A 24,963-nucleotide genomic window follows, 5' to 3' on the forward strand; every position below is an offset into this window, starting at 1 on the left:
AACGCGAGACCTTCATGACAATTGCACGCGGAAGCATAAAGTCCGTCAAGGATGGCGGCAAGCTGCGGACGCTCAACCTTGTCGGCCTACAAGACGAAAGCCTTTCTGACGTTGAGCACTTTGAGAGCTACGGCCTTACCGCCGTTCCTGCCGCAAGCGGCAGCGACGGGAGCGCAGAAGTAATCATCGGATTTGTCGGTGGAAACAGGTCGCATCCTGTCGTTTTGGCGTTTGGCGACCGACGAAGCCGCCCAAAAGGCAGGCCTGCCGGCGATGTGACGCTCTACCACTACAACGGCGCTGAGGTTCATCTGGCTGCCGACGGGATCAATATCAACACCGCTGGCAATCCCCTCACCATTACGGCCGGCGGCGTCACCATGACGATCTCGCCGGCCGGTGTGGCAATTGAGGGCGGCACGGTTACGCACAACGGCAAGGACATCGGTTTCGATCACGTTCACACCGAAGTCACTCCTGGCGTCGGCAATACGGGAGTGCCAGCTTGAGCAACATTCGCATCGCGCCCGGTCAGGGGACGGAGGCCATCACCCTCGATTGGCTGACCACAGATCAAAATACGCTCGACAGCACTCACGATCTAATCTCGGCCGTCCTGATGGCAATTGGCACCGATCGGCGCGCCAACGCTGACGATGAGCTGCCGGTAGATGGCGACACTGACCTTCGAGGATGGTGGGGTGATTCTGACGCCGAAGAGATATGGGGCGGTTGGCAAGTCGGTACGCGCTTGTGGCTTCTTAACCGAGCCAAGATCACCGACGAAAACTACAAGTACGGCGCGACCGTCGCCAGAGCTAAGACTTACTTGATTGAATGTCTTCAGCCATTTCTAGACAAAAAAATAGCAACAAAATTGGAAGTAGATGTACAGCGCTACAACGAAACGAGCATATCAGCTTCGATCGTCCTGTATCGGGGAAACAATTCCCTAATCTCTTTGCAATTTCAAGATTTATGGGATGACATATCTTGACTTGGTCTACCCCTGATCTAGCGACGCTGCGAAAGCGCGGTCGCGACCAGATGATTTCAGCCACGAAACTTGGCTCGATCGTCCCGAATAGTCCGCTCAGGATAATGACGGACGGCAACAGTGCCATGGCGCATCTTACCCTGCAGTATCTGGATTGGCTTTCAAAGCAGCTGATGCCCGATACGGCCGAACACGAATGGCTAGATCGTCACGCGTCGATCTGGCTGAAGAATGGACGCAAACAAGCGACATACTCCACCGGTACGGCAACCTTTACTGGCACGGCCGGAACTGTGATTAACGCCGGCACCGAGCTTAGTAATGGCGCGGTCACGTTTCAAACCACAGCTGACGTTACCCTCGGCTCCGGTGACGCAGCCGGCAATATCGAGGCGCAGACCGCAGGAGCCAATGGTAATCTCGATGTTGGCACATCTTTGTCGATCACGACGGCGCTTTCAGGCGTTGATGGCACGGCAATTGTCGTTTCTCTAGCCGGCGGCGCTGATGCGGAAAGCGATGTTTCTCTCAGAAACCGCGTGCTCGATCGAATCCAAAAGCCGCCACAGGGCGGCGATGCCGACGACTATGTAGCGTGGACGCTTGAAGTACCAGGCGTTACGCGTGCTTGGTGCTCGCCGCTCGAGATGGGCGACGGCACGGTGACTGTGCGCTTCATGATGGATGATTTGCGCTCGTCGAATAACGGTCTGCCGACCAGCGACGATATTGCAACCGTCAAAGCATATCTGGATACAGTGAGGCCGGTCGCGACTAAGGATCTGTTCGTTGTCGCCCCGACGCTCCATCCCATTGCTTTTACGATTACGAATCTCGTGGGAGACGACGCGTCGACACGCGCAGCCATCTCGAACGCTGTCATAGCCATGCTGGCCGATCGTGCGAAACCTGCCTATTCGTCCAACGGCGTATCTCAGCCGGCCCAGACGATCTACGCCGCATGGGTATCAGATGCGATCCTAGGCGCGTCTGGCGTGGATAGTTTCACTTTGACAATGGCCGACCAGGCTATGCCAGATAACGGCTCCATGGCGGTGCTGGGGACCATAACCTATGGCTGACACGCACGTTAGGCGGACCCAATCTGACTATCAGCAGGCAATGGCAGACAATCTGCCAACAGGACCGGCATGGCCGCGTGAGACCGACGCTCTCCTGATGAAGGTGCTGAACGGTCTTGCCAGCAACTGGTCCTATGTCGATGGCAGGGCGGCCGATCTGCTCGAGATCGAAAGCGATCCGCGCGTCACATCAGAAATGCTCGATTCATGGGAGACGGCATGGGGGCTTCCTGACCCCTGCATAGCTGAGGCGGTAACGATCGCCGACAGGCGAAACGCCCTTGTTCAGAAGATGACCTCCGAAGGCGGTCAGTCAATTCCATACTTCGTGAGCGTGGCTCAGGGTCTGGGATATACCGTGATGATTCAGGAATATTCCCCCTACATGGCTGGCATGAGCCGCTGCGGCGACACGCGCACCGATATATATTCGAACGATTATCGATGGGTGATCGGCTACCCAAGCATTCGGTATCAGTGGACCGTCAAGCTCACGAACAATCGCGAGACGTGGTTCAGAACCGGCACGGGTGGCGGAGAGGTTGGCGTTGATCACATGGTGACCATTGCGCTCGCCACAGACATTGAATGCGTTATTCGCCGATGGAAACCGGCGCAGACCGAAGTTTCATTCGACTACTCTCTTCTGGCCGCAGCATTCCTCACTGACAGTTCAGGCACTTTCCTGACCGACAGCAACGGCGTCTATCTGACCGGAATGTAAGGCGTCGCCATTTTGGCTCGACAGCCGCACCCACCCCATTTCTTCCAACAAAAGGCCTTCTTGCGAGGCCTTTTTTTATTGGGCACATTTTTATGCAGTACAGTCAACCATACGATCAGACATCCAATCCGAACGCGTCATATGTTAACGGCAACCCATCGTCGGGCATTCAAGGATCGATCATACCGGCCGGCGCCGTCGAATATCCGCAGCGCGAACTTATTGCGCTCATCCAGGCTGCCGGACTGACGCCCAGCAATAGCGATTTGTCTCAGGTAGCGAAGGCTATCCAGTCTGGGAAACTCAATTATGCAGTGGCCGGCGGCACGGCAAATGCGCTGACGACCACGCTGACCCCGGCCGTCACCTCGAATACCGCAGGCATCGGCGTGGTTTTGAAGATCACGACGAAAAACACTGGCGCCGCCACCCTTGACGCCGGCGCCGGCCCTCTTCCGATCCAAACCCGTCTAGGGAATGCTCTGCAAATCGGTGACCTGCCTGCCAACGCAATAATGCAGTTCATTTGCACAGGTTCTGCGTGGCAGATTCAGGGGATTTCCTATAGCGAGATCCCTGTTATCTCGGCCGGTAACGTCACTCTTTATGTGCGAACAGATGGGAATGACGCCAACGACGGATCGGCAAATGATTCCGCTCATGCCTTTGCAACTATCGCCGCCGCTGTGGCATTTGGAAATACTCGCTATTTCCTGGCGAATAGTAGGCTGATCATCCAGCTAGGTATTGCTGGTACCTATGCGCCTCCCGGCCCCATATTTGCAAACGTGGGCTCGATTGAGATCAAAGGAAGTACGGCTTCTCAGGATACCTACATTATCGCTGGCGCTGGTCCGGCCGGCGGCAGCTCTGGACTAGTCGGCGCCTCATACGGTCAAGTATTCCTCACAGGCGTCTTTGTCAAAAATAGTGCAGCTATTTCTTCAAATGCCTGCGTTATCGCGATCAATTCTGGCACGAACCTCGTTTTGCAGAATGTCACATTCGGCACGGACGCCGTTGGCACGATTTCCAATCTTGTTTGCTCTGCTGGCGCCAGCATAACCATCTCTACTGGCTGCAAATTCGGCGGATCTGCGGTCAATATGCTGTATGTGCAGCAGGGTTCGATCGTTATCGCCGCGTCGATCACAATCACTAACGGTCCCGTCTATACCAATGTCGCGAATGCTACCGCCCTCGGCGCAATTCTTGTAGGCAATCCAGCAGCAACTGTGACCGGTACCGTCACTGGAGTTCGCTATGTCGCCAATTTGAATGGCGTTATCAACACCTTTGGCGCCGGCCCGAATTACTTCCCGGGGACATCGGCCGGGGTCTCTTCGAATGGAGGTCAGTATGCTTAAACTGAAGAACATATTCTTCGGCATTCTCGCGCTATGCGTTGTCGCGACCAGCGCACATGCGCAATCGGCAACGGTGTCGATCGATAGACTTCCTACACGGACCCTTACCAATATTGTGGGGCACGACAGTGCCGGATTGGCGGGCCGCGAGCCGGTAACGGACTTCCTCAAGCCGGGCACCACATCTCCGACCTTGGGAGATATTGCGTGCTGGGGAACAAGCGCCAATATAATCACGGATTGCGGTGCGCTAGGCTCGATGGCGCATCAGAATTCGAATGCCGTCACGATCACCGGCGGCTCGATTACCGGGATCACTGATCTGGCGATTGGCGACGGCGGCACGGGCGCTTCTACCGCTTCTGGTGCGCGCACCAATCTTGGGCTTGGCACGGCCGCGACTCAGAATACCGGGACGAGTGGAACCGCTATTCCTTTCTTGGACGGGGCTAATACTTGGTCTGGGGTGCAAACCTTCACCTCTACCAGTCAAGCAAACGTCTTTAACACTCCAGCAGCAAATACTCGAGGCTGGCAATTCAACTCCAGCGGCAGCACTCGTTGGATTGGAGGTGTAACAGGTGGAACGGAGTCTGGAGGTAATGTCAGCTCCGATTTATTCTTTAACCGCTACTCGGATGCTGGAACATTTATAGATACCCCACTATCGATTACCCGTTCAACCGGCGTAGTTAATATCAACAGCCTGAGCCTAGCGAACGTCCTCCCAATTACGTCGGGGGGTACTGGAGGTGGCACTGCCGCAGCAGCTAGGAGCGCCCTGTCGGCCGCCGCCTCTGGGGCAAACAGCGACATCACTTCGCTTACCGGTCTGGCGACGCCGCTATCGATCGCGCAAGGTGGCACGGCAGGGGCAACAGCCAGCGCGGCACGCACAAACCTCGGCCTGACATCGGCAGCAACTGCGACGGCTACGGTCGGCGGTAGCTGGACGCCAGTCTTGGCATTCGGAGGCTCGTCGACCGGCATCACCTATAGCGTTCAATCGGGGACATATCAGCGTATAGGGCCTCTGATTTACGCAAGTTTCGGTATCACCTTGACATCAAAAGGCTCCGCTACGGGTGCGGCAACTATAAGCGGCCTTCCGTTTGCAACAAGTTCAGGCGGAAGTTTGCTTATAGTTTCTGGCAGTAATTTTGTAACCCAGAGCCCCACCTTTGGCGTTATCGCAACTGGCACAACATCCGTGTCAATCGGTGTAGCCGGTTCAACGGGTCCTGTGGCGCTTACAGATGCAAATTTCAGCGCCACGACGTCCTTGACCATGAGCGGCATTTACACGAACGGGGCGTTCTGATGACCATCACAAATAGAAGCATCTTCGGGAGAAAGGTTGCTGCGGCAGTTGCTGGCGGTCCTTCCGCCAGAATTTTGGTGCACGGTCATTCTCACGTTGCAGGTCAAGGTTCCGGCAGTTCAGGCGGTCTTATCGGGACGGCGCTCACCGGTTTCTGTGAAAAGCTGACCGCGAGCTTTGCGCGATACAGCCTTACGGCGCAGCGAACCGGATGGATGGGAGATTACAACACCAGCATCGATGGCACGAACATCAACACCTTCGATACTCGCGTTGGCTTTGGGGTAGGGTGGGCATCGCATCCTTCAAACAATATTTTGGGTGGGCGGCATATATGGCAACCCGGAACGACGCCAAATAAAGGATATCTCACCTATCAGCCGGGTTTCTCATTCAACGGATTGAATATTTGGTATCCTCTTTCTCCGGGTCTTTCGCAAAACGTGGGCATTTACGTTGACAATGGCCTATTGACGTCATTGAACCAGAATGGTGCGAATTCTCTCCAATCTAAAACCTTGTCGACGGGAGCCTCCAACACGCTCCTAACGGTAAAGGAAAATGGTGGAGCTGGGCCGGCATTCTGGAATGGCGTCGAGTTTATCCCCGTCACAGTCCCTAATATCGCAGTGACGGTATCTGGAGGCCGTGGGCAAACTTCCGACACGTTCGCCGACAACGGGACGCCTTGGGCACCTCTCGGTGGTCTAGCGGCCTTTACCGCCGATCTCGTCGTACTTTACTGCATGACCAACGATCTACTCACCAACAACACGGCCTATTTTTTCAAGCGAAATCTGGCGGCCATGGCTGTTACTTCGGTCGTGCGTGGTAACTGCATCATCGTGGTCGATCCGCCCGCCACGGGTTCGGGTCCATTCATCAATGGCACATACGAAGTCTACGCAGAATCGGCCAAAAGCGTTGCGGCACAATATGGATGCGGTTTCGTCGACACGAGATCTATATTCTCGCGGTCGTGGGATCGCGCAAATGCAGATGGGCTTATGAACAGCGCGGCTCACCCAAATGACATCGGCCATCAGTATATCGCCGACATGATCGCAGCAGAAGCGATGAAGTTCGTGAACTGATGGCTACCAGGCAGCGGCTTCGCGCTCTTCCCACGTCGGTTCGTCCTGAGTGTACTGCCAACCGTCCGGCGATCGGCGACGCCACAGCTGCCCGTCCTCCCAGGACCATTCGCCTTCGACAAGCCAGACCGGGAAGAACTTCGAAGTTTTTTCCCATGCACCAATTTGAGCGGAAACGCCGCGATCTTTTTTCAGACTGAAGCCAAACAATTGGTCTCTCCTGCAATCTAGGTCCCTGCTTATACCAAAAATCAGAAAATAATCTACGGGGTCGCTTCGGCGGCCCTTTTCTATTGGAGCCTACAATGGACCACTCAAAATTCTTCGACGCGGTGCGCACTTCGCTGTTTGGCGGGCGCCTGTCGACGAATCAGGTGAATGGCACAGAGGCCATTATTGACGCCTGGCAAGCCAAGCCGTTCGATAACCGCTGGCTCGCCTATATGCTGGCGACGGTTTATCACGAGGCGGACAACACCATGTGTGCCATCTCGGAGAACCTGAACTATTCGGCGGCCGGCCTCCGCGCCACCTTCCCGAAATATTTCACCGCTGCGCAGGCGGCATCCTATGCCCGCCAGCCGCAGCGCATCGCGAACCGTGCCTATGCGAACCGCATGGGCAACGGCAACGAAGCAAGCGGCGACGGATGGAAATATCGCGGGCGCGGACTGGTGCAGATCACCGGCCACGATAACTACGCCAAGTATGGCATTGCCGACAATCCAGACATGGCGCTCGATCCCGTCAAGGCCGTCGAGATCCTGTTTGACGGCATGACCAACGGCCGATTCACCGGCAGGAAGCTCTCCGATTTCTTCACGGCTACGACAACTGACTGGATCGGCGCCCGCAAGATCATCAACGGTACGGATCGGGCAGCTGATATCGCCGGCTACGCCCGGAAGTTCGCGGCGGCGATCGAGGGGGCATCTTAATGGCCGAGCCCGGAATGATTTCGAAGTTTTTCATGGATCATAAGGCGTCCGGTGATTGGGCGGCGCGGCGCCGGATCATCTTCATCGCCCTGATTTGGTCGGGGATTGCCATGAGCGCAATCACAGGCTGGGCCATGTTCCATGTCCAGACCAATCCGCTACTCGACACGGCTTTCATCAACCTGAATGGCCTCATCGGGCTGATCTTCGCCTCCTACGTCTTCGGCTCGATCGCCGATGACAAGAACAAGGCGAAGCAGCCAGGTAGCCCTGATAACGCAGGTCCGTCGACATGATCGCTTTTCTCAGCACAAGCATTGGGCGCTGGATATCTGGCGCCCTCGTGGCTGTCTTGGCGTTCGTCGGCGTCTATCTACTAGCCGATCACCGCGGCTATCAGCGGGCGGCTACGGCCTACACAGCCACCATCGCCACCATGAAGGCAGATGCTGCTACGGCACGCGCTGATGAGGTCGAGCGGCAGAGCGCCGTTAACGACGCCGCCAAGGCCGCAGAAGCACGACGCATCGCGCAGATGCAGGCCGATAACGACACCCTTCAATCTAAAATCGAGGAATTGCAGCGTGAAGCTAGCCAAGATCCTAACGCTGGCCGCCCTGCTCTTGGCGCTTCCAGCGTGCTCCGCGTCAACCAAATACGTTAGCCCTCCGCCGGCACCTTCACTGGCCGCCCCGGATTCCGCGCTCACCAAAGATTGCGCGCAGCCCGTCGACATCGGCAAGGACGCACTGGCGCAAAGCCAGACAGAAAGCCTTTGGATCAAAGACCGAAAGGCGCTTATCGATTGCCGACGCAGCAAGGCCGCGCTTCGTGATTTCTATGCGGAGCGAGATCGCGGATTGGCGGCTAAGAAATGACGGCGGAGGACATCATGAAAGTGGTGGGGTTCTTCATCATGGTTGCCGGCTCCGGCTGGGGTATCTGGTGGAAGATAGACGCCAAGGTCGAGAAGGTGAAAACAGAGACAACTGTGCTCCGCGAGGATCTGGCTGAGCACAAGCTCCACACCGCGGAGAAGTACATCACCAAAGAGGGACTCCGCGAGACGACAGAGCAGATCATGGGCGCAATCGGCGGCGTGAAAACAGCCATCGATAATATGACGCTTCGTGTCGATCGCGTAGTCGAGAACCAGAACAAGCCTCAGCGCGCAGCGCGCTCGAGCTGACAGAAGCCCCTATCCTTTGCCGGGTAGGGGCTTTTTTCGTTCGTGCTCAATCTGGCACTGACCGCTGCTCGCCTCTGCGAATGTGCTCATAGACCATTTCGACGCGGCAAGCGGCATATGTGACGTCGATCTCGTAACCTGCAGTTGGCCAATTCATCTTGCATTCGCCCTCCGTGTGAACGATCCAAAACCACTTTTCCTTGGTCCACGCTTCATCGATTTGGAAAATGCGACCTATCTGCCTATCGCCGTCGAAACCGACGAAATCCGTTCCCGGCTTTTCCATCCAGCTATGCCGCCATTTGTATCGCGGCTTGCTGCCAGGAATGATCGATTCCCAAAGCTTCCACATAACGCACCTCACTGACTGAATATTTGTTCCTTTTTTGTTCTCAGTCAAGCGTCAAGTGCGTTTCTTGACAAATTTGTAAGTTTACAACAACGTTCCATCATTCTTTGTATCCGATGCGACTTAACTAGGAGGCGGAATGCCAACACCACTACTGAGCGACGAACTCGCCAAAGAAGCCGCCGACGCGTATGTCGCTCTTGGCGAAAAGACTGCGGCGGCAGTGCTGCTTGGCTTGCCAAGGCAGACGTTCAATCACAGGCTAAAAGTTGCGGCTGAGCGCGGGATGCTAGGCACGAAGCCGGTATTGCCTGGATTTCGCCTGACGAAGACGACTACCGTCACCAATGAAGACGGCGATGTCGTTCGCGAGTTCGTTCAGCAGCGTCCAGAGGCAGGCGAAGAGTTCAACGTTCCGGCCGGTCACACCATCAAAGGTGTTTCAGCGCTTGTTGATCCGGAAGGCCGGATCATGCAGCAGTGGATCAAGACCCGCAACGAATACGCTCCGCAGGATATTGCGGCGATCCTGAAAGAAGCTTTCGTAGACGTGCCTCCGGCCGAGCCAGTTCCGCTTGTCTTGGCACCGGCTACGTCGCTGCTCACGCTGACTCCGCTAGCAGACTGGCATATCGGTTTGTTCGCCTGGCATCGCGAGACTGACACCAATTGGGATCTGAAGATCGCGGAGCGGGTCATTGGCGATGCAGTCGAGGATCTGATTGCACGCACGCCGCCAAGCGCCGACGCTATTGTATTGGGCGGTGGCGATCTGCTCCACAGCGATACGAACGAAAACAAGACGGCGCGTTCCGGCAATGCTCTGCAGGTCGACGGGCGCTATCAAAAGGTGCTGATGACGGCTTGCCGCCTCGTCGTGCGCGCGATTGACGCCAACCTGCGAAGACATGGCCACGTGACGGTGAGAATCCTGCCAGGCAATCACGATGAACACGCGTCCGTTGCGGTCGCCTACTTCCTGCTGGCTTGGTATCGCAATGAGCCGCGCGTGACGGTAGACGTCGATCCGTCGCTATTCTTCTGGTTCAGATTCGGATCTGTCATGCTCGGCGCCACGCACGGCCACACCGTCAAGCTGAAGGACATGGCCAGCATCATGGCCCACCGCCGGGCCGAGGATTGGGGCGCCACGCGCTTCCGCTACGTCCATGGGTTCCACATCCATCACACCAGCAAGATCGCCACAGAGGGCAACGGCGTGATTTCTGAGAGCCATCAGACGCCAACGCCTCAGGATGCGTGGCATTTCGGCTCCGGCTTCCTGTCGGGCCGGTCGATGCAGTCGATCTCATATCACCGGCAGTTCGGCGAGGTTTCGCGTGTGCGTGTCGCCATGATGGATGCGGCGAACGACAACACACCGGCTGAGCAGAAGAGGGCGGCATGAAGGCGATGACGGAAATACCCATTGTTGCGGCGAAGCGCATCGCTGACGACTACGGATACGACCAAGTAGTAATTTACGGTCGACGCTGCCACGACACACCTGAGCCGCACGGGGAACACATGACCACGTACGGACGCACCCAAGAGCATTGCGGTGTGGCCGCGCGCATAGGTGATACGCTCAAGAAGTTCATGGGGTGGGTCGTCTGATGCGCTGCGGCTACTGCGGCAAGCATGGCCACCCCTATACATGTTGCCCATCGAATGGCACGGCAGGAAGTCTTCGCTGCACATACTGCGGCGGTAGCTACCACAATTACGAGGCATGCACAAAGCACGCAGGCGGCGGAAAGCTGCCTGGCGCAATCCGACTGAAATAACAACCCGCCGCCGGTCACCAGCCGGCGGCGACTACCAAGAAGAGGAGACATGAATGACCCTATATGGCGGAAGAATTCCAGACGAAGACGGAGTTATACCGTTTTCGCAGAAACAGTATAGCGACCCAATCACCACACTCGGCGTACAGCGCACGCTGGTCGCTGCCAACGACAACACGCCACCCGATGAGAGCGGGCAGTCTGCCGGCTTTGCCGTGGGGCACTATATCGGCCTCGATCGCCGCGAAGGCGACTTCATGGCCACATACACCGGCCGTCAATACTGGCCGTGTGATCCTCGGCCGGAAGAAGTTTTTATTGAGGACATTGCGCATTCGCTCAGCCTGCAGTGCCGATACGCTGGACATTGCATCCTGCACTACAGCGTGGCCGAACACAGCGTTCTTATCGCGCGCTGGCTCCGATCCACTTATGGGCCGATGACTGCGCTGTATGGGCTGCTGCATGACGCACCGGAGACGTATTGCGTCGACGTGCCGCGACCGCTCAAGCCGTGGCTGGCTAACTACAAGGAGATCGAACAGCGGAACTGGCTTGCCGTCGCCAAGCGGTTCGGACTGAACGCTGAGATCCCCGATATTGTCCACGAGGCCGACACGCGCATCATCGGCGACGAGCTCGTCAACATGCGGCCGATGCCCTGGCACGCTCGCCACAATAATCCGCTTGGCGTCTGGATCCGTTGTTGGACGCCACAGGAAGCTGAGCAAGAATTCCTTTGGACGTTCGAAGCCCTGGCGCGCGACACGGAGCAGTCGAGGAGGGCGGCGTGAACCATTTCTATGTCGGACAAAAAGTCGTCTGCGTCGATGCCACCTTTCCGCACGTCAGTATCGATCAAGGCATCCAAGAGGGCGAAATCTATACCCTGTCGTGGGTGGGGCCGTACACGCACTACATTGACGGTGAATTCGTCGGCGTGCGGCTGGCCGAGGTGACGCGCGGCGCAGATCCTGGCGGCTACGGTGCGGATGAGATGCCGTTCCGCGCCACGCGCTTCCGCCCGCTCGTAGCCGACCGCCTTGGTTCGCTGCGTGCGTTGCTAAATCCTGGCCAGCCATTGGCACCGTCGATCGAAGAACCGCGCCGTAGGGCGCCTGTGAAGGAAGAGGAGAAGGTATGACACCCAATTCGGACAACTGGTCTCCATGGACCGTAGATGGGGATCTCATCGGCATTCCGTGCCTGTCGCCGGCCAAGGCGGCCAATGACAATAATCAGGTAGCTGCGCTCGGAGCTGCGATCGGAAAGGCGGAGGCGACTGACTGCGGTGCGGATGGCGTTCTCAGACGCATGCCAGCCGCCAACGACAATTTTCCCGATGTCGTCGCCTTCACTGGCGTGGCGGGCAGCGGCAAATCGACGGCCACTCGCCATCTCGTCGAGCGGCGCGGTTACAAGCTGGTGAAATTCGCTGGCCCGCTGAAAGACATGATGCGCGCGATCGGTCTGACGGAAGCTGAGATCGAGGGCGCTCTCAAGGAGCAACCAAGCTCGAAGTTGCTTGGCAAGACGCCGCGGCACGCCATGCAGACGCTCGGGACGGAGTGGGGGCGGGGATGCATCGGCGAGGATCTGTGGATAAGCCTATGGCGCCGGCGTGTCGAAGCTGTCTTGGTCTCTGGCGACAAGGTCGTAGTTGACGATTGCCGCTTACCGAACGAGGCCGCCGCTATCAGGAAGTTTGGCGGCAACATCTACCTTCTTGCCGGTCGCGGGGGGATTGCCGGCAATCACGCGTCGGAGAAAGGATGCGAGGATATGGATGCCATCCTTGTCAACCAGGGATCAATCGACGAGCTCTACAGCATGGTCGACGACGCACTTAGGCGGGTAGCTTGACCTACTAAGGCCCGCCTCGTGCGGGCTTTTTTTATAACAGTTCCTTCCCAGCCACCCACCGACACGGTCTATTGTCACGTTGCCCAGTAAGCCAGATCTCGTAAATCTGTCTCCCCATCGCGCTGCATTGTCTCGCAAGAACAATGCTTGGCATGCCGTCAAAATGAACGACATCTCCAATTCTGAATTTCCAAGTCGTCCGGTAGGTGCAGACCCGCGCGACGCTCCCGACATACGCTGCTACTGACATTTCTTCTCGCCCCTCATTCGGCTCACGGCGCCGAAAGCCGGGGGTTGAACACGCGCTTCACAGACGCGCCGATGCGCTTTTAGGCGAGCCTTGGACATGGCACACCGCCCCCGGCCAGCAATGACCTTGGCGATAGCGCCTGCCGCTAAGCAGCGCATTGTTTCGGCAATCAGCGTGGCTGACGGCCTATGTGAAGTCAGGGTGTTCAAGCCCATGTTGAGTAATACCGCAAAAGGCGGCACGAGCAACACGAATATGAACTCGTGATACCAGCAGCCGAAGCGTGTTGTTTAGATGTGACAAATGTGTGCGATTGGCACGAGAATGGCAGAGGGCGGGCAGAACGAAGCATGCACCACCCTGTACAGATTTTGTACGAAACCGAGCGTTTTCACGTACATTTTCGCGCTTTGTTCTGCACAGTAGCGCAGCGCCAAGTAGGGCGCTATTTCTGTAAATGGTTGTTTTTATTAAGAAAAACTGGTGCTGCTAGAGAGATTTGAACTCTCGGCCTCTCCCTTACCAAGGGAGTGCTCTACCCCTGAGCTATAGCAGCATACCGTGGCGCGGTTAAGTGCGCCGTATTGGGCGAGGCGGCTATTGCCATAGGTCGGGGCTGAGTGCAAGCCGCAATTTTCAACTTCGGTGAAAGATCGTGGGAAAAAATGTGTCGGTCTTTTGACGGGCGGGGTTTTCCGCTATGACGAAGAGATGGGTGCGGACAAGACGAAAATCGATGACGGCAAGGTTTTGCAGGGCGGTTTGACCGCCGGCGAGGCGGGTGAGCTCGCGGGCGGCAAGCAGATAACCGAGGCGGACAGGCGGCGCGAGCGGGCGGCGCTGAAGCTGCGCGAGAATCTGTCGCGTCGCAAGCAGCAGGTGCGCGCCCGCCGCGCCGGGCAGGCGGACGAGACGGATGGGCTGCCGGCTGCAAAAGCTGGGGATGAGCCGGATGCTGCCGCAAAAATGGACGAATCGCAATGATTGATGTCGCCCATCATCAAACGAATTGAAGCCTTAATCTATTTCGTCTAAAGAGCGCTTTTTCCCAGGCGGACGGAACTTCAGGAAAGGCGGGCCTTGCCCGTATTGCACATATGGATCGTATCAGGATTGTCGGCGGCAACGAGCTTAACGGTATCATTCCGATCTCCGGCGCCAAGAATGCCGCCCTGCCGCTGATGATCGCCTCGCTTTTGACCAGCGATACGCTGACACTGGAGAACGTGCCGCATCTGGCCGATGTCGAGCTTCTGATGCGCATCCTCGGCAACCATGGCGTCGACGTTGCCGTCAACGGTCGGCGCGAGCGCCAGGAAGACGGCTATTCCCGCACCATCCATTTCACCTGCCGCACCATCGTCGATACGACCGCACCCTATGAACTGGTCGCCAAGATGCGCGCGAGCTTCTGGGTCATCGGGCCGCTGCTTGCCCGCGAGGGCCAGGCGCGCGTGTCGCTGCCGGGCGGCTGCGCCATCGGCACGCGTCCGGTCGATCTGTTCATCGAGGGCCTCGAGGCGCTCGGCGCCACCATGGAAATCGACGCCGGCTATATCAATGCCACGGCGCCCAAGGGCGGCCTCATCGGTGCGCGCTATGTCTTCCCGAAGGTTTCGGTCGGTGCCACGCATGTAATGATGATGGCGGCGACGCTTGCCCGCGGCACGACCGTCATCGGCAATGCGGCACGCGAGCCCGAAATCGTCGATCTTGCCAATTGCCTGATCGCCATGGGCGCCAAGATTTCCGGCGCCGGCACCAGCACGATCACCATCGAAGGCGTCACCTCGCTTTCCGGTGCCCGCCACCGCGTTCTGCCTGACCGCATCGAGACCGGCACCTATGCCATGGCCGTCGCCATGGCCGGCGGCGATGTTCGCCTGGAAAATACCGATATGGCGCTGCTTGACACCGCGCTCGAAAGCCTGCGCCGCGCCGGCGCCGATATTTCGGCGACCAATAACGGCATCCGCATCAAGCGCAACGGCGGCGGCATCCAGCCCGTCGATATCGTCACCGATCCGTTCCCCGGCTTCCCGACCGACCTGCAGGCGCAGTTCATGGCGCTGATGACGCGCTCGTCGGGTACCGCACATATCACCGAAACCATCTTCGAAAACCGCTTCATGCATGTGCAGGAGCTCGCCCGCCTCGGCGCCAGGATCTCGCTTTCCGGCCAGACGGCCCGCATCGAGGGTGTCGAGCGATTGAAGGGCGCGCCGGTCATGGCGACCGATCTTCGCGCCTCCGTCTCGCTCGTCATCGCCGGCCTTGCCGCCGAGGGTGAGACTGTGGTGTCGCGCATCTATCATCTCGATCGTGGCTTCGAGCGGCTGGAAGACAAGCTGACGCGCTGCGGCGCGGTGGTCGAGCGCATCAGCGACTAAAATTATTTCTTGTCGTGCAGAGAGCGGGCGAGCCCGCTTTCTTCGGTTGCGTCTTTTGCGCTCGCATCCTATGTCCACAGAAGGGAAACGTCTGTTACGGCGTTTCGATTGTGCGATCGGGGATAAAGGGCGAATGGGCGATCTGAAGCTAATGGCACTCGACAACGAAGATCTGGGCGTCATATCCGCGCATATGCAGGATAGCGTCTTCAAGGTCGGCGACATGTCCTTTGCGCCGACGCTCGGGCAGTTCTCGCTTGCGGCCAATCGTTTTGCCTGGGAACAATCCGGCGAGCGCGGCAAACCCTATCAGCGCCATCGCGCCGCGCTGGTGTTCAAGCGGGTGCAGGCCGTGCGCTCCAATGGCGTCGACCGGCGCAACCGCGACGAGGTGCTGTCGCTGCTCGCCATCCGCTTCGAGCAGAAGGGCGAGGGGCCTGACGGTACGATCGAGCTGACGCTTGCCGGCAAGGCCACCATTGCGCTCGATGTCGAATGCATCGAGGTTCAGCTTGCCGATATCGGCGGCGCATGGGAAACCGCGCATAAGCCCCGCCATCCGGATGCGGGCGAATAGGCAGGCGATCGATGAATGCCGGCCGCTCAGGGCGGCCTCGATGAAAGAGGATTATCAGCGTTGGCTATCTGGCTGGATCAGGCATCGGAAGGGTTCGAGCAGCAGTTTGCCGCCTTTCTGACGACCAAACGGGAAGTGTCCGAAGATGTGAATGCCGTAGTGCGAGGCATCATCGACGATGTGCGGACGCGCGGCGATGCCGCCCTTGCTCACTATTCCCAGAAATTCGAAGGCATCGATTTCGCCACGACGCCCATGCGCGTCGCCGAAGCCGAGATCGATGCGGCGATCGCAGCCGTTCCCTCCGAGGTGCTGGGGGCGCTCAAGGTTGCCGCCACCCGCATCGAATCGCATCATCGCCGGCAATTGCCGAAGGACGATATCTATGAGGACGATCTCGGCGTCGGCCTCGGCTCGCGCTGGACGGCGATCGAAGCCGTCGGCCTCTATGTGCCGGGTGGTACGGCAAGCTATCCGAGCTCTGTGCTGATGAATGCCGTGCCGGCCAAGGTCGCCGGCGTCGAGCGTGTCGTCATCACGGTGCCGACCATGGGCGGCGCCATCAACCCGGCGGTGCTGGCCGCTGCCCGCATGGCCGGCGTCGAGGAGATCTACCGCATCGGCGGCGCGCAGGCGATCGCGGCCCTTGCCTATGGCACGGAGACGATTGCTCCGGTCTACAAGATTACCGGCCCCGGCAATGCCTATGTGGCCGCCGCCAAGCGGCATGTTTTCGGCACCGTCGGCATCGATATGATCGCCGGCCCTTCGGAAGTGCTCGTCATCGCCGACAAGAACAACGATCCGGATTGGCTCGCCGCCGATCTCTTGGCGCAGGCCGAGCATGACGAGGGCGCGCAGTCGATCCTGATCACCGACGATGCCGAATTCGGCAAGGCTGTCGAAGGCGCCGTCGAGCGCCAGCTCAAGCAGTTGAGCCGGGCGCAGACGGCGGCGGCAAGCTGGCGGGATTTCGGCGCCATCATCCAGGTAGCCGATCTGAGGCAGGCCGTTCCGCTTGCCAACCGCATCGCCGCCGAGCATGTGGAACTCGCCGTTGACGATCCCGACGCGTTGCTTGCCGGTATCCGCAATGCCGGCGCGATCTTCGTCGGCCGCCATACGCCCGAAGTGATCGGCGATTATGTCGGCGGCTCAAACCATGTGCTGCCGACGGCCCGTTCCGCCCGCTTCTCGTCCGGCCTTTCCGTGCTCGACTTCGTCAAGCGCACGTCGATCCTGCGGCTCGGGCCAGAACAGCTACGCGCGCTGGGACCGGCGGCGATCGCGCTTGCCAATTCCGAGGGGCTGGACGCACACGCGCGGTCCGTCGCGATCCGCCTCAATCTCGAGGGGTGAGGCATGGCTGAAGGCGTCTTCCGGCTGAGCGACGTTGTCCTGGACGACACGATCGGCCGCTCGACGCCGGATGTCGAACATGAGCGCGCCGTCGCCATCTTCGACCTGATCGAGGAAAACAGCTTCGAGCCTGTGGGACACAAGGGCGGCCCCTATCTGCTCAATCTGTCGCTGGTCGACCAGAAGCTGGTCTTCGATATCCGCACGGAAGATGGCGTCGTCGTCGCCACGCACATCCTGTCGCTGACACCGTTCCGCCGCATCGTGAAGGATTACTTCATGATCTGCGAGAGCTACTACGAGGCGATACGCTCCTCCACGCCCAGTCGCATCGAGGCGATCGACATGGGCCGGCGCGGCATCCACAACGAAGGCTCCCGGACGCTGATGGACCGGCTGAACGGCAAGATCGTCATGGATTTCGACACAGCCCGCCGGCTCTTTACGCTTGTCTGCGTGCTCTATTGGCGCGGGTGACTGTCATGGGGCGGGTGCCAGAGCAGAGGCAGGGGGGCGAGCATGGTGGCAAAGCGCCCGGCGCCATCCTCTTCATGTGCGGGCTCAATACCATCCGCTCGCCGATGGCCGAGGCGATCGCGCGCTATATGCTGCCGCAGGGCACCTATATCGCCTCGGCGGGCGTGCGCGCCGGCGAGCGCAATCCCTTCGTCGATGTCGTGCTTGATGAGATGGGGCTTTCGCTCGGCCGCCGGCAGCCGCAGACCATGGAGGAACTGGAGGATGATTTCTTCGATGTCATCATCACGCTCTCGCCGGAGGCGCATCACGCCGCCCTGGAATTGACCAGGGCCAATGCCGTGGATGTCATTTATTGGCCGACCATGGATCCCTCCGCGACGGACGGAACCCGCGAGCAGGTTCTCACCGCCTATCGCGAGGTTCGGGACTATCTTCTCGGGCTGATCGAAAGCCGACTTGTGGAACATCGCGGCTCGCTTTAGAGCTGCGGATGAAACAAATGCAGAAACCCTTATCAACGAGGTTCACAAAACCGCGGCGATTGTGTAGTTTCCGCGCAATTTCCGGCGACCCCCGGCTTTTTGCCATGGGCGCCGACCTCAACCGACAGGAAAAGAAGCTTTAATGCCGAAAGAAGAAGTCCTCGAATTTCCCGGTGTCGTCACCGAACTCCTGCCGAACGCGACATTCCGCGTGAAGCTGGAAAATGAGCACGAGATCATCGCCCACACGGCAGGCCGCATGCGCAAGAACCGCATCCGCGTTCTTGCCGGCGACAAGGTGCTGGTGGAAATGACCCCCTATGACCTGACCAAGGGCCGCATCACCTACCGTTTCAAATAGTTCGCCGCTCTGGGTTCAAAGAAGTAGAGCATGATGTCGCCCGAAATCCCCTAACACTTTTCGGCATCATGCTCTGGAGCCGGTTCTCATCCCCGCATGACAGGTCGAGGTCTGATGGCGTTGAAACACAAGCTGATACTGGCTTCCGGATCGCCGCGTCGCGTCGAGCTCCTGCACCAGTCAGGCATCGAGCCTTCACGTCTCATGCCCATGGACATCGACGAGACGCCGAAGAAGTCGGAGCATCCGCGCTCGCTGGCGCGGCGGCTTTCGGCTGAGAAGGGCGAGGCGGCGTTCGCGGCCGTGAAGAGCGATGTCGCCTGGCAGAGCAGCTATATTCTCTCCGCCGATACGGTCGTTGCCGTCGGCCGGCGTATCCTGCCGAAGGCGGAGTTCGTCGACGAAGCCTCTTCGGCCCTGCATCTTCTCTCGGGACGAGGCCATGTCGTCTATACTGGGATCTGCCTGATCACCCCGGACCGCAAGCTGCGTCAGAAAGTTGTGGAGACCAAGGTGCGCTTCAAGCGGCTTTCCAGCCGTGATATCGAAATGTATCTGGCGTCCGGCCAGTGGCGGGGCAAGGCCGGAGCCTATGGCATCCAGGGGCTTGCGGGCTCCTTCGTGCAGAAGCTGATCGGCTCCTACAGCAATGTCGTCGGATTGCCGCTTTATGAGACCATGCTTTTGCTGGCGGGCGAGGGATTCGACGTTCACGCCGGATGGCAGGAAGGATAGGAATCATGACGAAGGTTGGTGAGATCAAGGTGGGCTCGAAGATCGAGCCGCTGCGCAAGACGCGCGCTTGCGCGGAATGCGGCCGTCCTTCGGTACGCGAACACTATCCCTTCTGTTCGGATCGCTGCCGTTCGCTCGATCTTTCGCGGTGGCTCAATGGCTCCTACGCCATTCCCGTTACCGAGGAAGAGGAGAAAGCCGACGGCTCCGAGAGCGAGTAAACACCGCTTCCCTGCGTTGTTCGGCGTTGCGAACCCCTTCATTTTGCTCGTGAATTGCCAAAACTCCATTTCCTGTCAAAAAAGAGTCATTTGCGGCTGGACATGGACGAACAAGATGCTATAACCCCGCTCGCTTCCGGGGCGAACCAACCGCCCAGAGCCTTTCAAGGCTCTTATCCGTACGCGAAGCTCGGATGCCCAGATAGCTCAGTTGGTAGAGCAGCGGATTGAAAATCCGCGTGTCGCTGGTTCGATTCCGGCTCTGGGCACCATCTTTTCTCCAAAATTATGCTGATATTGTCGGGTTGACGCTGGTCTCGCTCGGTTCATCAAGGCCGGGCTTCCCGCATGGGAAAGCCGGTCAAGTTGTCTTTTCGAGGGTGTACATCCCTTGATGGGGTGTCGTTGATTGCAACAACTTAAGGGCGTTCTTCATTAATTCGGTGCATGGTCCCTTCAACATGTTGATGACATTTGCAATCAAGCGTACGAATTATTGTACGGGTCACCTATTGATTCGAAGCGACTCTTACCGCACCTTAGATACTAGCGGGATAAGTGATCTCGTTAAGTCCGGCGTTTATTGCAATAGCAAGCTATCGAGGCGCCATGTCAAATAACGATGTGCTATTCAACACGTTCGCCCGTTCTTTCGAAGCACGGCGCGAAGTCGAGATGTCATTCTCCGAATACCTGGATGCGTGCCGGGATGATCCGCTCATGTACGCAAATGCGTCGGAGCGCCTGCTGGCCGCGATGGGAGAACCACTGCTGATCGATACGGCCAAGGACACCAGACTTGGGCGTATCTTTATGAACCGGACAATCCGGACCTATCCCGCCTTTGCCGGCTTTTTCGGCATGGAGGAGACGATCGAACGCATCGTCGCCTTCTTCCGTCATGCGGCGCAAGGGCTGGAAGAGCGTAAACAGATCCTCTATCTGCTCGGGCCTGTCGGCGGAGGCAAATCCTCACTTGCCGAGCGGCTGAAGTCGCTGATGGAAGTGCATCCGATCTATGTGCTCAAGGCCGGCAATGAGCTGAGCCCGGTCTTCGAAAGTCCGCTCAGCCTGTTCGACCCCGTCACCATGGGGCCGATGATCGAGGAGCGCTACGGCATTCCGCGTCGCCGCCTGACCGGCCTCATGAGTCCATGGTGCCTGAAGCGGCTGGAAGAGTTCGAAGGCGATATTTCCCGTTTCCGCATCGTCCGGATGCAGCCCTCCAGGCTGCGACAAATTGCCGTCGCCAAGACGGAGCCGGGCGACGAGAACAACCAGGATATCTCCTCGCTGGTCGGCAAGGTGGATATCCGCAAGCTCGAAAGCCTGGCGCAGAACGATCCTGACGCCTACAGCTATTCGGGTGCGCTGAACCGCGCCAACCAGGGCATTCTCGAGTTCGTCGAGATGTTCAAGGCGCCGATCAAGATGCTGCATCCGCTGCTGACGGCGACCCAGGAAGGCAATTATATCGGCACCGAGAATATCGGCGCCATTCCCTTCTCCGGCATCATTCTCGCCCATTCGAACGAGTCGGAGTGGCAGACCTTCAAGGCCAACAAGAACAATGAGGCGTTCATCGACCGCATCTGTGTGGTCAAGGTGCCTTATTGCCTGCGGGTCACCGAAGAGCAGAAGATCTACGAGAAGCTGATCGAGGAATCCGAGCTCAGCGACGCGCCCTGCGCGCCGTCGACTTTGGAGACGCTCGCCCGCTTCACGGTTCTGACGCGGCTCTCCAAGCATGAAAACTCGACTGCTTTCTCCAAGCTTCGGGTCTATGACGGCGAGAGCCTGAAGGAGACCGATCCGAGAGCGCGCAGCGTGCAGGAATATCGCGACTCTGCCGGCGTCGACGAAGGCATGGACGGGGCTTCGACCCGCTTTGCCTTCAAGGTGCTGGCGGCGACCTTCAACTACGACACCACCGAGATCGGCGCTGATCCGGTGCACCTGATGTATATGCTGGAGCAGTCGATCCGCAGGGAGCAGCTGCCGCTCGAAACCGAGAAGCTTTACATCGAGTTCATCAAGAGCGAACTCGGGCCGCGGTACGCGGAATTCATCGGGCATGAGATCCAGAAAGCCTATCTGGAGTCCTATTCGGATTACGGACAGAACCTCTTTGATCGCTACGTCGACTACGCCGACGCCTGGATCGAGGATGTCGACTTCAAGGATCCCGATACAGGTCAGCTTCTGGACCGCGAGCTTCTCAATCAGGAACTCACCAAGATCGAGAAACCAGCCGGCATCGCCAACCCGAAAGATTTCCGCAACGAGATCGTCAAGTTCTGCCTGAGGGCACGGGCGAGCCACGGCGGCAAGAATCCATCCTGGACGAGCTACGAGAAAATCCGCGAAGTCATCGAAAAGCGGATGTTCTCCCAGGTCGAGGATCTTCTGCCTGTTATCTCGTTCGGGTCCAAGAAGGACGGCGAGTCCGAAAAGAAACATGGCGAATTCGTCGAGCGCATGATGGCGCGGGGTTATACCGAGCGTCAGGTTCGACGGCTTGTGGAATGGTACATGCGTGTGAAACAGGCGGGATGAGCCACCAAGGAAGAAGGAATGCACATTGTTGACCGACGCCTGAACCCAGGCGGCAAAAGTTTAGAAAATCGTCAACGATTTTTGCGAAGAGCAAAAGCGCTGGTGCAGAGAGCGGTCTATGAAACCTCTCAAAATCGCGACATTCAGGACATTCTGAAAGGTGGCGAAATCAGCATTCCCCTGGATGGAACCGAGGAACCTCGGTTCCATCGCGGCCCGGAAGGGCTGCGGGAGCATATTCTTCCCGGCAACAAGGACTTTCTGGAAGGCGACATCATCCCGCGTCCTGAAAGCGGCGGCGGCAAGCCGCGCGCCGGCGGCGACGGTACCGGCGAGGACGCCTTCCGCTTCATCCTGACGCGCGATGAGTTCCTCGATCTCTTCCTCGACGATCTCGAGCTGCCGGATCTCGCCAAGCGGCGGCTTATATCGACAGACCAGATCAATCCAGTACGATCAGGCTATTCGGTGACGGGATCGCCCGCCAATCTGGCGATCAACCGCACCATGCGGCTGGCGATGATGCGGCGTGTCGCCCTGCATCGTCCGAAGCCGGAAACGGTCGCCAAGCTCATCGAAGAGGCAGAAGAGTGCAAGGACGAGAAGCGTCGGGCCCAGCTCGAGGCTGAGATTAAGCTGCTGGAATCCAAGGTTCGGCGCATTCCCTATATCGATCCGATCGACATCCGCTATCGCCGTTTCGAGAACGAGCCGAAGCCGGTGGCGCAGGCTGTCATGTTCTGCTTGATGGATGTATCCGGCTCGATGTCCGAGCACATGAAGGATCTCGCCAAGCGCTTCTACATGCTGCTCTACATCTTCCTCACCCGGCAGTATCGCCGTGTCGAGATCGTCTTCATCCGGCATACCGACGTGGCCGAGGAGGTGGATGAGGAGACGTTCTTTCGCAGTCCGGCGACGGGTGGCACACAGGTTTCGAGTGCGCTCGAAGCGATGCGGCGGATTGTGCACGATCGCTTCCCGCCATCGGACTGGAATATCTATGCCGCGCAGGCATCGGACGGTGACAACGCCTATTCAGACAATGCGACGACCGCTGCGCTCCTGACTAGCGAAATCCTGCCGGTTTGCCAGTATTTCGCCTATCTGGAAGTGGGCGAATCACGCAGCGTCGCGATCTCGTCGGGCTCGGCGATCTGGTCGCTCTACGAGCGGCTGCAGGCGGCCTGGCCGGTGCTCTCGATGCGGCGCGTGAACGATCGTAGCCAGATCTATCCGGTCTTCCACGATCTCTTCCAGCGTCGGACGGCAGAAACCAGGAGCGGATGATGGCGAAAGCATCGATGGAACGGCTTTTTGAAGGTGCGGACTGGGATTTCGCCACCATTCAGCGAATCCACGATGCCTGCGAGAAGATTGCCGTCAAGGAACTTGGTCTCGACGTTTACCCCAACCAGATCGAGATCATCACCGCCGAGCAGATGCTCGACGTCTATTCCTCGATCGGCATGCCGCTGTTCTACAAGCACTGGTCCTTCGGCAAGCATTTCGCCCATCACGAGGCCTTCTATCGTAAGGGTCTTCGCGGGCTCGCCTATGAGATCGTCATCAACAGCTCGCCATGCATCTCCTACCTGATGGAGGAGAATACGGCGACGATGCAGGCGCTGGTCATCGCGCATGCCGCCTTCGGCCACAACCACTTCTTCAAGAACAACTACCTGTTCAAACTTTGGACGGACGCCGAGGGCATTCTCGACTACCTCAATTTCGCCAAGGGCTATGTCGCGCGTTGCGAGGAGCGTTATGGTCATGCCGCCGTCGAGCGGACGCTTGATGCCGCGCATGCGCTGATGTCGCATGGCGTCCATCGCTATGCCGGCAGGAAGACGCCCGACCTGCGCGACGAGGAAAAGCGCGAGCGCGAACGCCGCGAATATGACGAGCGGATCTTCAACGATCTCTGGCGCACGATTCCGGTCGGGCCAGGCAAGAAGATGCCCGACCTCGATCTGGAGCGGCGGCGCTCGCTTGCGGGCCTGCCGCAGGAGAACATTCTTTACTTCCTGGAGAAAATGGCGCCACGGCTGAAGCCCTGGCAGCGCGAGATCATCCGCATCGTGCGCCACGTCGCCCAATATTTCTACCCGCAGAGCCAGACCAAGGTGATGAACGAGGGCACCGCGACCTATGTGCACTATCGCATCATGACCCGGCTGCATGAGCTTGGCGGTATCAGCGACGGCGATTTCCTGGAATTCCTGAAATCCCATACCAACGTGGTTTTCCAGCCGAGCTTCAACGATCAGCGCTATTCCGGCCTCAACCCCTATGCGATCGGTTTTGCCATGATGCAGGACCTCGAGCGCATCGTGACGAAGCCGAAGGAGGAGGACAGGCAGTGGTTCCCGGAAATCGCCGGCACCGGCGATGCCATGGCAGTGCTGCGCGACCTCTGGGCCAATTATCGTGACGAGAGCTTCGTCTCGCAATTCCTCAGCCCGCATCTGATGCGGAAGATGCGGATGTTCCACCTGACCGACGATCCCGAAGAGGAAGAGGGTTTGAGGGTGGCGGCGATCCATGACGAGCGCGGCTACCGGCGCATCCGCCGGGAACTGGCGCGGCAATATGACGTCGGCTGGATCGATCCACATATCGAGATCGTCGATGTCGATCTCGCCGGCGACAGGCGGTTGATCGTCCGGCACACGGTGCTGAACGGCGCGCTGCTTGACGATATGGACGCCAAGCGGGTACTCCAGCATCTTGCCGACCTGTGGAGTTATGATGTGGTGATGCAGGAAGTCGATGGCGCCGGGACGGTGCTTCGCGACCATCTCGTGCATCCGCGCTCTTCCGTGCTCGCGGCGTGAGAGC

31 protein-coding genes and 2 tRNA genes are annotated in these 24,963 nt (G+C 58.5%); 29 read left to right on the forward strand and 4 right to left on the reverse strand.

The window, feature by feature from the left end; all coding sequences use genetic code 11:
- The first annotated feature begins 14 nt into the window (after positions 1-14).
- From FHT29_RS00420 to FHT29_RS00450, 7 genes are all read left to right on the forward strand, one after another.
- On the forward strand, positions 15-509 hold the full coding sequence (locus FHT29_RS00420) for a phage baseplate assembly protein V (RefSeq protein WP_168598978.1): 495 nt from the start codon (positions 15-17) through the stop codon (positions 507-509).
- Positions 506-997, forward strand: coding sequence for a phage GP46 family protein (locus FHT29_RS00425; protein WP_168598979.1), 492 nt, complete (start codon positions 506-508; stop codon positions 995-997). The genes FHT29_RS00420 and FHT29_RS00425 overlap by 4 nt, the downstream gene beginning before the upstream one ends.
- Positions 994-2,079, forward strand: coding sequence for a baseplate J/gp47 family protein (locus FHT29_RS00430; protein ID WP_168598980.1), 1,086 nt, complete (start codon positions 994-996; stop codon positions 2,077-2,079). Before FHT29_RS00425 ends, FHT29_RS00430 begins: the two co-directional genes overlap by 4 nt.
- 40 nt (positions 2,080-2,119) lie before the next feature.
- Positions 2,120-2,803, forward strand: coding sequence for a putative phage tail protein (locus FHT29_RS00435; protein ID WP_168598981.1), 684 nt, complete (start codon positions 2,120-2,122; stop codon positions 2,801-2,803).
- A 92-nt stretch (positions 2,804-2,895) separates the two neighbouring features.
- Positions 2,896-4,170 carry a hypothetical protein gene (locus tag FHT29_RS00440; protein ID WP_168598982.1) on the forward strand — a complete coding sequence of 425 codons (1,275 nt, stop codon included), beginning with the start codon at positions 2,896-2,898 and terminating at the stop codon, positions 4,168-4,170.
- Entirely contained in the window at positions 4,163-5,491 is a 1,329-nt protein-coding gene (locus FHT29_RS00445) for a hypothetical protein (RefSeq protein WP_168598983.1), read from the forward strand. Before FHT29_RS00440 ends, FHT29_RS00445 begins: the two co-directional genes overlap by 8 nt.
- Complete coding sequence (locus tag FHT29_RS00450; protein WP_168598984.1) at positions 5,491-6,585, forward strand: SGNH/GDSL hydrolase family protein; 1,095 nt, start codon at positions 5,491-5,493, stop codon at positions 6,583-6,585. The genes FHT29_RS00445 and FHT29_RS00450 overlap by 1 nt, the downstream gene beginning before the upstream one ends.
- Positions 6,586-6,588: 3 nt before the next feature.
- Here the strand turns inward: FHT29_RS00450 and FHT29_RS00455 are convergent, their stop codons facing one another.
- Positions 6,589-6,795, reverse strand: coding sequence for a hypothetical protein (locus tag FHT29_RS00455; protein WP_168598985.1), 207 nt, complete (start codon positions 6,793-6,795; stop codon positions 6,589-6,591).
- Positions 6,796-6,890: 95 nt separating this feature from the next.
- Between FHT29_RS00455 and FHT29_RS00460 the strand changes: the two genes are divergently transcribed.
- Together FHT29_RS00460 and FHT29_RS00465 are read left to right on the forward strand one after the other, a co-directional pair.
- Positions 6,891-7,523 carry a hypothetical protein gene (locus FHT29_RS00460; RefSeq protein WP_168598986.1) on the forward strand — a complete coding sequence of 211 codons (633 nt, stop codon included), beginning with the start codon at positions 6,891-6,893 and terminating at the stop codon, positions 7,521-7,523.
- Positions 7,524-7,633: 110 nt separating this feature from the next.
- A complete protein-coding gene (locus tag FHT29_RS00465; protein ID WP_168598987.1) occupies positions 7,634-7,819 on the forward strand; it encodes a hypothetical protein in 186 nt (61 codons plus the stop codon).
- An 80-nt stretch (positions 7,820-7,899) separates the two neighbouring features.
- Here FHT29_RS00465 and FHT29_RS00470 read toward each other — a convergent pair whose 3' ends face one another.
- Complete coding sequence (locus FHT29_RS00470; protein WP_168598988.1) at positions 7,900-8,121, reverse strand: hypothetical protein; 222 nt, start codon at positions 8,119-8,121, stop codon at positions 7,900-7,902.
- On the opposite strand from FHT29_RS00470, the gene FHT29_RS00475 reads away from it, so the two are divergent.
- On the forward strand, positions 8,108-8,401 hold the full coding sequence (locus tag FHT29_RS00475) for a dehydrogenase (protein WP_168598989.1): 294 nt from the start codon (positions 8,108-8,110) through the stop codon (positions 8,399-8,401). The two genes, FHT29_RS00470 and FHT29_RS00475, sit on opposite strands and share 14 nt — an antisense overlap.
- 14 nt (positions 8,402-8,415) lie before the next feature.
- Entirely contained in the window at positions 8,416-8,712 is a 297-nt protein-coding gene (locus FHT29_RS00480; RefSeq protein ID WP_246702965.1) for a hypothetical protein, read from the forward strand.
- 46 nt (positions 8,713-8,758) lie between these two features.
- Here FHT29_RS00480 and FHT29_RS00485 read toward each other — a convergent pair whose 3' ends face one another.
- Positions 8,759-9,112: a hypothetical protein gene (locus tag FHT29_RS00485; RefSeq protein ID WP_246702966.1), complete on the reverse strand. Its 354-nt coding sequence runs from the start codon at positions 9,110-9,112 to the stop codon at positions 8,759-8,761.
- Positions 9,113-9,200: 88 nt separating this feature from the next.
- Between FHT29_RS00485 and FHT29_RS00490 the strand changes: the two genes are divergently transcribed.
- The 5 genes from FHT29_RS00490 (at position 9,201) to FHT29_RS00510 (ending at position 12,711) form a co-directional block, all read left to right on the forward strand.
- Complete coding sequence (locus tag FHT29_RS00490; RefSeq protein ID WP_168598991.1) at positions 9,201-10,469, forward strand: metallophosphoesterase; 1,269 nt, start codon at positions 9,201-9,203, stop codon at positions 10,467-10,469.
- Positions 10,466-10,678 (forward strand): hypothetical protein, encoded by a 213-nt coding sequence (locus tag FHT29_RS00495; RefSeq protein ID WP_210255343.1) that lies wholly within the window; start codon positions 10,466-10,468, stop codon positions 10,676-10,678. Before FHT29_RS00490 ends, FHT29_RS00495 begins: the two co-directional genes overlap by 4 nt.
- A 223-nt stretch (positions 10,679-10,901) precedes the next feature.
- Positions 10,902-11,642, forward strand: a complete 741-nt coding sequence (locus tag FHT29_RS00500; protein WP_210255344.1) for a hypothetical protein — start codon at positions 10,902-10,904, stop codon at positions 11,640-11,642.
- Positions 11,639-11,992: a CAP-Gly domain protein gene (locus FHT29_RS00505; RefSeq protein WP_168598992.1), complete on the forward strand. Its 354-nt coding sequence runs from the start codon at positions 11,639-11,641 to the stop codon at positions 11,990-11,992. The genes FHT29_RS00500 and FHT29_RS00505 overlap by 4 nt, the downstream gene beginning before the upstream one ends.
- Entirely contained in the window at positions 11,989-12,711 is a 723-nt protein-coding gene (locus tag FHT29_RS00510; RefSeq protein WP_246702967.1) for a deoxynucleotide monophosphate kinase, read from the forward strand. The genes FHT29_RS00505 and FHT29_RS00510 overlap by 4 nt, the downstream gene beginning before the upstream one ends.
- A 731-nt stretch (positions 12,712-13,442) precedes the next feature.
- Here the strand turns inward: FHT29_RS00510 and FHT29_RS00515 are convergent.
- A tRNA-Thr gene (locus tag FHT29_RS00515) sits at positions 13,443-13,517 on the reverse strand.
- A gap of 155 nt (positions 13,518-13,672) precedes the next feature.
- On the opposite strand from FHT29_RS00515, the gene FHT29_RS00520 reads away from it, so the two are divergent.
- The 13 genes from FHT29_RS00520 to FHT29_RS00580 all read left to right on the forward strand — a co-directional run bounded on the left by FHT29_RS00520 (position 13,673) and on the right by FHT29_RS00580 (position 24,959).
- On the forward strand, positions 13,673-13,945 hold the full coding sequence (locus tag FHT29_RS00520) for a hypothetical protein (RefSeq protein ID WP_244655185.1): 273 nt from the start codon (positions 13,673-13,675) through the stop codon (positions 13,943-13,945).
- Between the two features lie 113 nt (positions 13,946-14,058).
- Entirely contained in the window at positions 14,059-15,351 is a 1,293-nt protein-coding gene (murA, locus tag FHT29_RS00525; protein WP_047555253.1) for a UDP-N-acetylglucosamine 1-carboxyvinyltransferase, read from the forward strand.
- Between the two features lie 133 nt (positions 15,352-15,484).
- Positions 15,485-15,928 (forward strand): DUF2948 family protein, encoded by a 444-nt coding sequence (locus FHT29_RS00530; protein ID WP_037200049.1) that lies wholly within the window; start codon positions 15,485-15,487, stop codon positions 15,926-15,928.
- A 60-nt stretch (positions 15,929-15,988) separates the two neighbouring features.
- A complete protein-coding gene (hisD, locus tag FHT29_RS00535; protein WP_037200094.1) occupies positions 15,989-17,287 on the forward strand; it encodes a histidinol dehydrogenase in 1,299 nt (432 codons plus the stop codon).
- Positions 17,288-17,290: 3 nt separating this feature from the next.
- Positions 17,291-17,764 (forward strand): UPF0262 family protein, encoded by a 474-nt coding sequence (locus tag FHT29_RS00540; protein WP_037200050.1) that lies wholly within the window; start codon positions 17,291-17,293, stop codon positions 17,762-17,764.
- 5 nt (positions 17,765-17,769) lie between these two features.
- On the forward strand, positions 17,770-18,249 hold the full coding sequence (locus FHT29_RS00545; RefSeq protein ID WP_052211978.1) for a low molecular weight phosphatase family protein: 480 nt from the start codon (positions 17,770-17,772) through the stop codon (positions 18,247-18,249).
- Positions 18,250-18,391: 142 nt separating this feature from the next.
- On the forward strand, positions 18,392-18,610 hold the full coding sequence (gene infA, locus FHT29_RS00550; RefSeq protein WP_004117876.1) for a translation initiation factor IF-1: 219 nt from the start codon (positions 18,392-18,394) through the stop codon (positions 18,608-18,610).
- A gap of 114 nt (positions 18,611-18,724) precedes the next feature.
- Positions 18,725-19,345 (forward strand): Maf-like protein, encoded by a 621-nt coding sequence (locus tag FHT29_RS00555; RefSeq protein WP_047555254.1) that lies wholly within the window; start codon positions 18,725-18,727, stop codon positions 19,343-19,345.
- Between the two features lie 5 nt (positions 19,346-19,350).
- The gene (gene yacG / locus FHT29_RS00560; protein WP_037200052.1) at positions 19,351-19,566 is read left to right on the forward strand and encodes a DNA gyrase inhibitor YacG; all 216 of its coding nucleotides are present in this window, start codon (positions 19,351-19,353) and stop codon (positions 19,564-19,566) included.
- Positions 19,567-19,762: 196 nt separating this feature from the next.
- A tRNA-Phe gene (locus FHT29_RS00565) sits at positions 19,763-19,838 on the forward strand.
- A 337-nt stretch (positions 19,839-20,175) separates the two neighbouring features.
- Positions 20,176-22,122 carry a PrkA family serine protein kinase gene (locus FHT29_RS00570; protein ID WP_037200054.1) on the forward strand — a complete coding sequence of 649 codons (1,947 nt, stop codon included), beginning with the start codon at positions 20,176-20,178 and terminating at the stop codon, positions 22,120-22,122.
- 18 nt (positions 22,123-22,140) lie between these two features.
- Positions 22,141-23,412: a YeaH/YhbH family protein gene (locus FHT29_RS00575; RefSeq protein ID WP_168598993.1), complete on the forward strand. Its 1,272-nt coding sequence runs from the start codon at positions 22,141-22,143 to the stop codon at positions 23,410-23,412.
- On the forward strand, positions 23,409-24,959 hold the full coding sequence (locus FHT29_RS00580) for a SpoVR family protein (protein ID WP_047555256.1): 1,551 nt from the start codon (positions 23,409-23,411) through the stop codon (positions 24,957-24,959). Before FHT29_RS00575 ends, FHT29_RS00580 begins: the two co-directional genes overlap by 4 nt.
- Positions 24,960-24,963: the final 4 nt, after the last annotated feature.

Origin of the sequence: Rhizobium sp. SG741, from assembly GCF_012275435.1 — a bacterium.
Classification (GTDB): domain Bacteria; phylum Pseudomonadota; class Alphaproteobacteria; order Rhizobiales; family Rhizobiaceae; genus Rhizobium; species Rhizobium lusitanum.

What these genes read in the sequence shown, in the direction of transcription:
- FHT29_RS00490 (WP_168598991.1), top strand. Translation starts at nt 9,201, where the DNA reads ATGCCAACACCACTACTGAGCGACGAACTCGCCAAAGAAGCCGCCGAC.
- FHT29_RS00500 (WP_210255344.1), top strand. Translation starts at nt 10,902, where the DNA reads ATGACCCTATATGGCGGAAGAATTCCAGACGAAGACGGAGTTATACCG.
- FHT29_RS00440 (WP_168598982.1), top strand. Translation starts at nt 2,896, where the DNA reads ATGCAGTACAGTCAACCATACGATCAGACATCCAATCCGAACGCGTCA.
- FHT29_RS00495 (WP_210255343.1), top strand. Translation starts at nt 10,466, where the DNA reads ATGAAGGCGATGACGGAAATACCCATTGTTGCGGCGAAGCGCATCGCT.
- yacG (WP_037200052.1), top strand. Translation starts at nt 19,351, where the DNA reads ATGACGAAGGTTGGTGAGATCAAGGTGGGCTCGAAGATCGAGCCGCTG.
- FHT29_RS00530 (WP_037200049.1), top strand. Translation starts at nt 15,485, where the DNA reads ATGGGCGATCTGAAGCTAATGGCACTCGACAACGAAGATCTGGGCGTC.
- FHT29_RS00450 (WP_168598984.1), top strand. Translation starts at nt 5,491, where the DNA reads ATGACCATCACAAATAGAAGCATCTTCGGGAGAAAGGTTGCTGCGGCA.
- FHT29_RS00460 (WP_168598986.1), top strand. Translation starts at nt 6,891, where the DNA reads ATGGACCACTCAAAATTCTTCGACGCGGTGCGCACTTCGCTGTTTGGC.
- FHT29_RS00420 (WP_168598978.1), top strand. Translation starts at nt 15, where the DNA reads ATGACAATTGCACGCGGAAGCATAAAGTCCGTCAAGGATGGCGGCAAG.
- FHT29_RS00545 (WP_052211978.1), top strand. Translation starts at nt 17,770, where the DNA reads ATGGGGCGGGTGCCAGAGCAGAGGCAGGGGGGCGAGCATGGTGGCAAA.
- FHT29_RS00580 (WP_047555256.1), top strand. Translation starts at nt 23,409, where the DNA reads ATGATGGCGAAAGCATCGATGGAACGGCTTTTTGAAGGTGCGGACTGG.
- FHT29_RS00540 (WP_037200050.1), top strand. Translation starts at nt 17,291, where the DNA reads ATGGCTGAAGGCGTCTTCCGGCTGAGCGACGTTGTCCTGGACGACACG.
- FHT29_RS00465 (WP_168598987.1), top strand. Translation starts at nt 7,634, where the DNA reads ATGAGCGCAATCACAGGCTGGGCCATGTTCCATGTCCAGACCAATCCG.
- FHT29_RS00575 (WP_168598993.1), top strand. Translation starts at nt 22,141, where the DNA reads ATGCACATTGTTGACCGACGCCTGAACCCAGGCGGCAAAAGTTTAGAA.
- FHT29_RS00520 (WP_244655185.1), top strand. Translation starts at nt 13,673, where the DNA reads ATGGGTGCGGACAAGACGAAAATCGATGACGGCAAGGTTTTGCAGGGC.
- FHT29_RS00435 (WP_168598981.1), top strand. Translation starts at nt 2,120, where the DNA reads ATGGCAGACAATCTGCCAACAGGACCGGCATGGCCGCGTGAGACCGAC.
- FHT29_RS00480 (WP_246702965.1), top strand. Translation starts at nt 8,416, where the DNA reads ATGAAAGTGGTGGGGTTCTTCATCATGGTTGCCGGCTCCGGCTGGGGT.
- FHT29_RS00445 (WP_168598983.1), top strand. Translation starts at nt 4,163, where the DNA reads ATGCTTAAACTGAAGAACATATTCTTCGGCATTCTCGCGCTATGCGTT.
- FHT29_RS00510 (WP_246702967.1), top strand. Translation starts at nt 11,989, where the DNA reads ATGACACCCAATTCGGACAACTGGTCTCCATGGACCGTAGATGGGGAT.
- murA (WP_047555253.1), top strand. Translation starts at nt 14,059, where the DNA reads ATGGATCGTATCAGGATTGTCGGCGGCAACGAGCTTAACGGTATCATT.
- FHT29_RS00570 (WP_037200054.1), top strand. Translation starts at nt 20,176, where the DNA reads ATGTCAAATAACGATGTGCTATTCAACACGTTCGCCCGTTCTTTCGAA.
- infA (WP_004117876.1), top strand. Translation starts at nt 18,392, where the DNA reads ATGCCGAAAGAAGAAGTCCTCGAATTTCCCGGTGTCGTCACCGAACTC.
- FHT29_RS00555 (WP_047555254.1), top strand. Translation starts at nt 18,725, where the DNA reads ATGGCGTTGAAACACAAGCTGATACTGGCTTCCGGATCGCCGCGTCGC.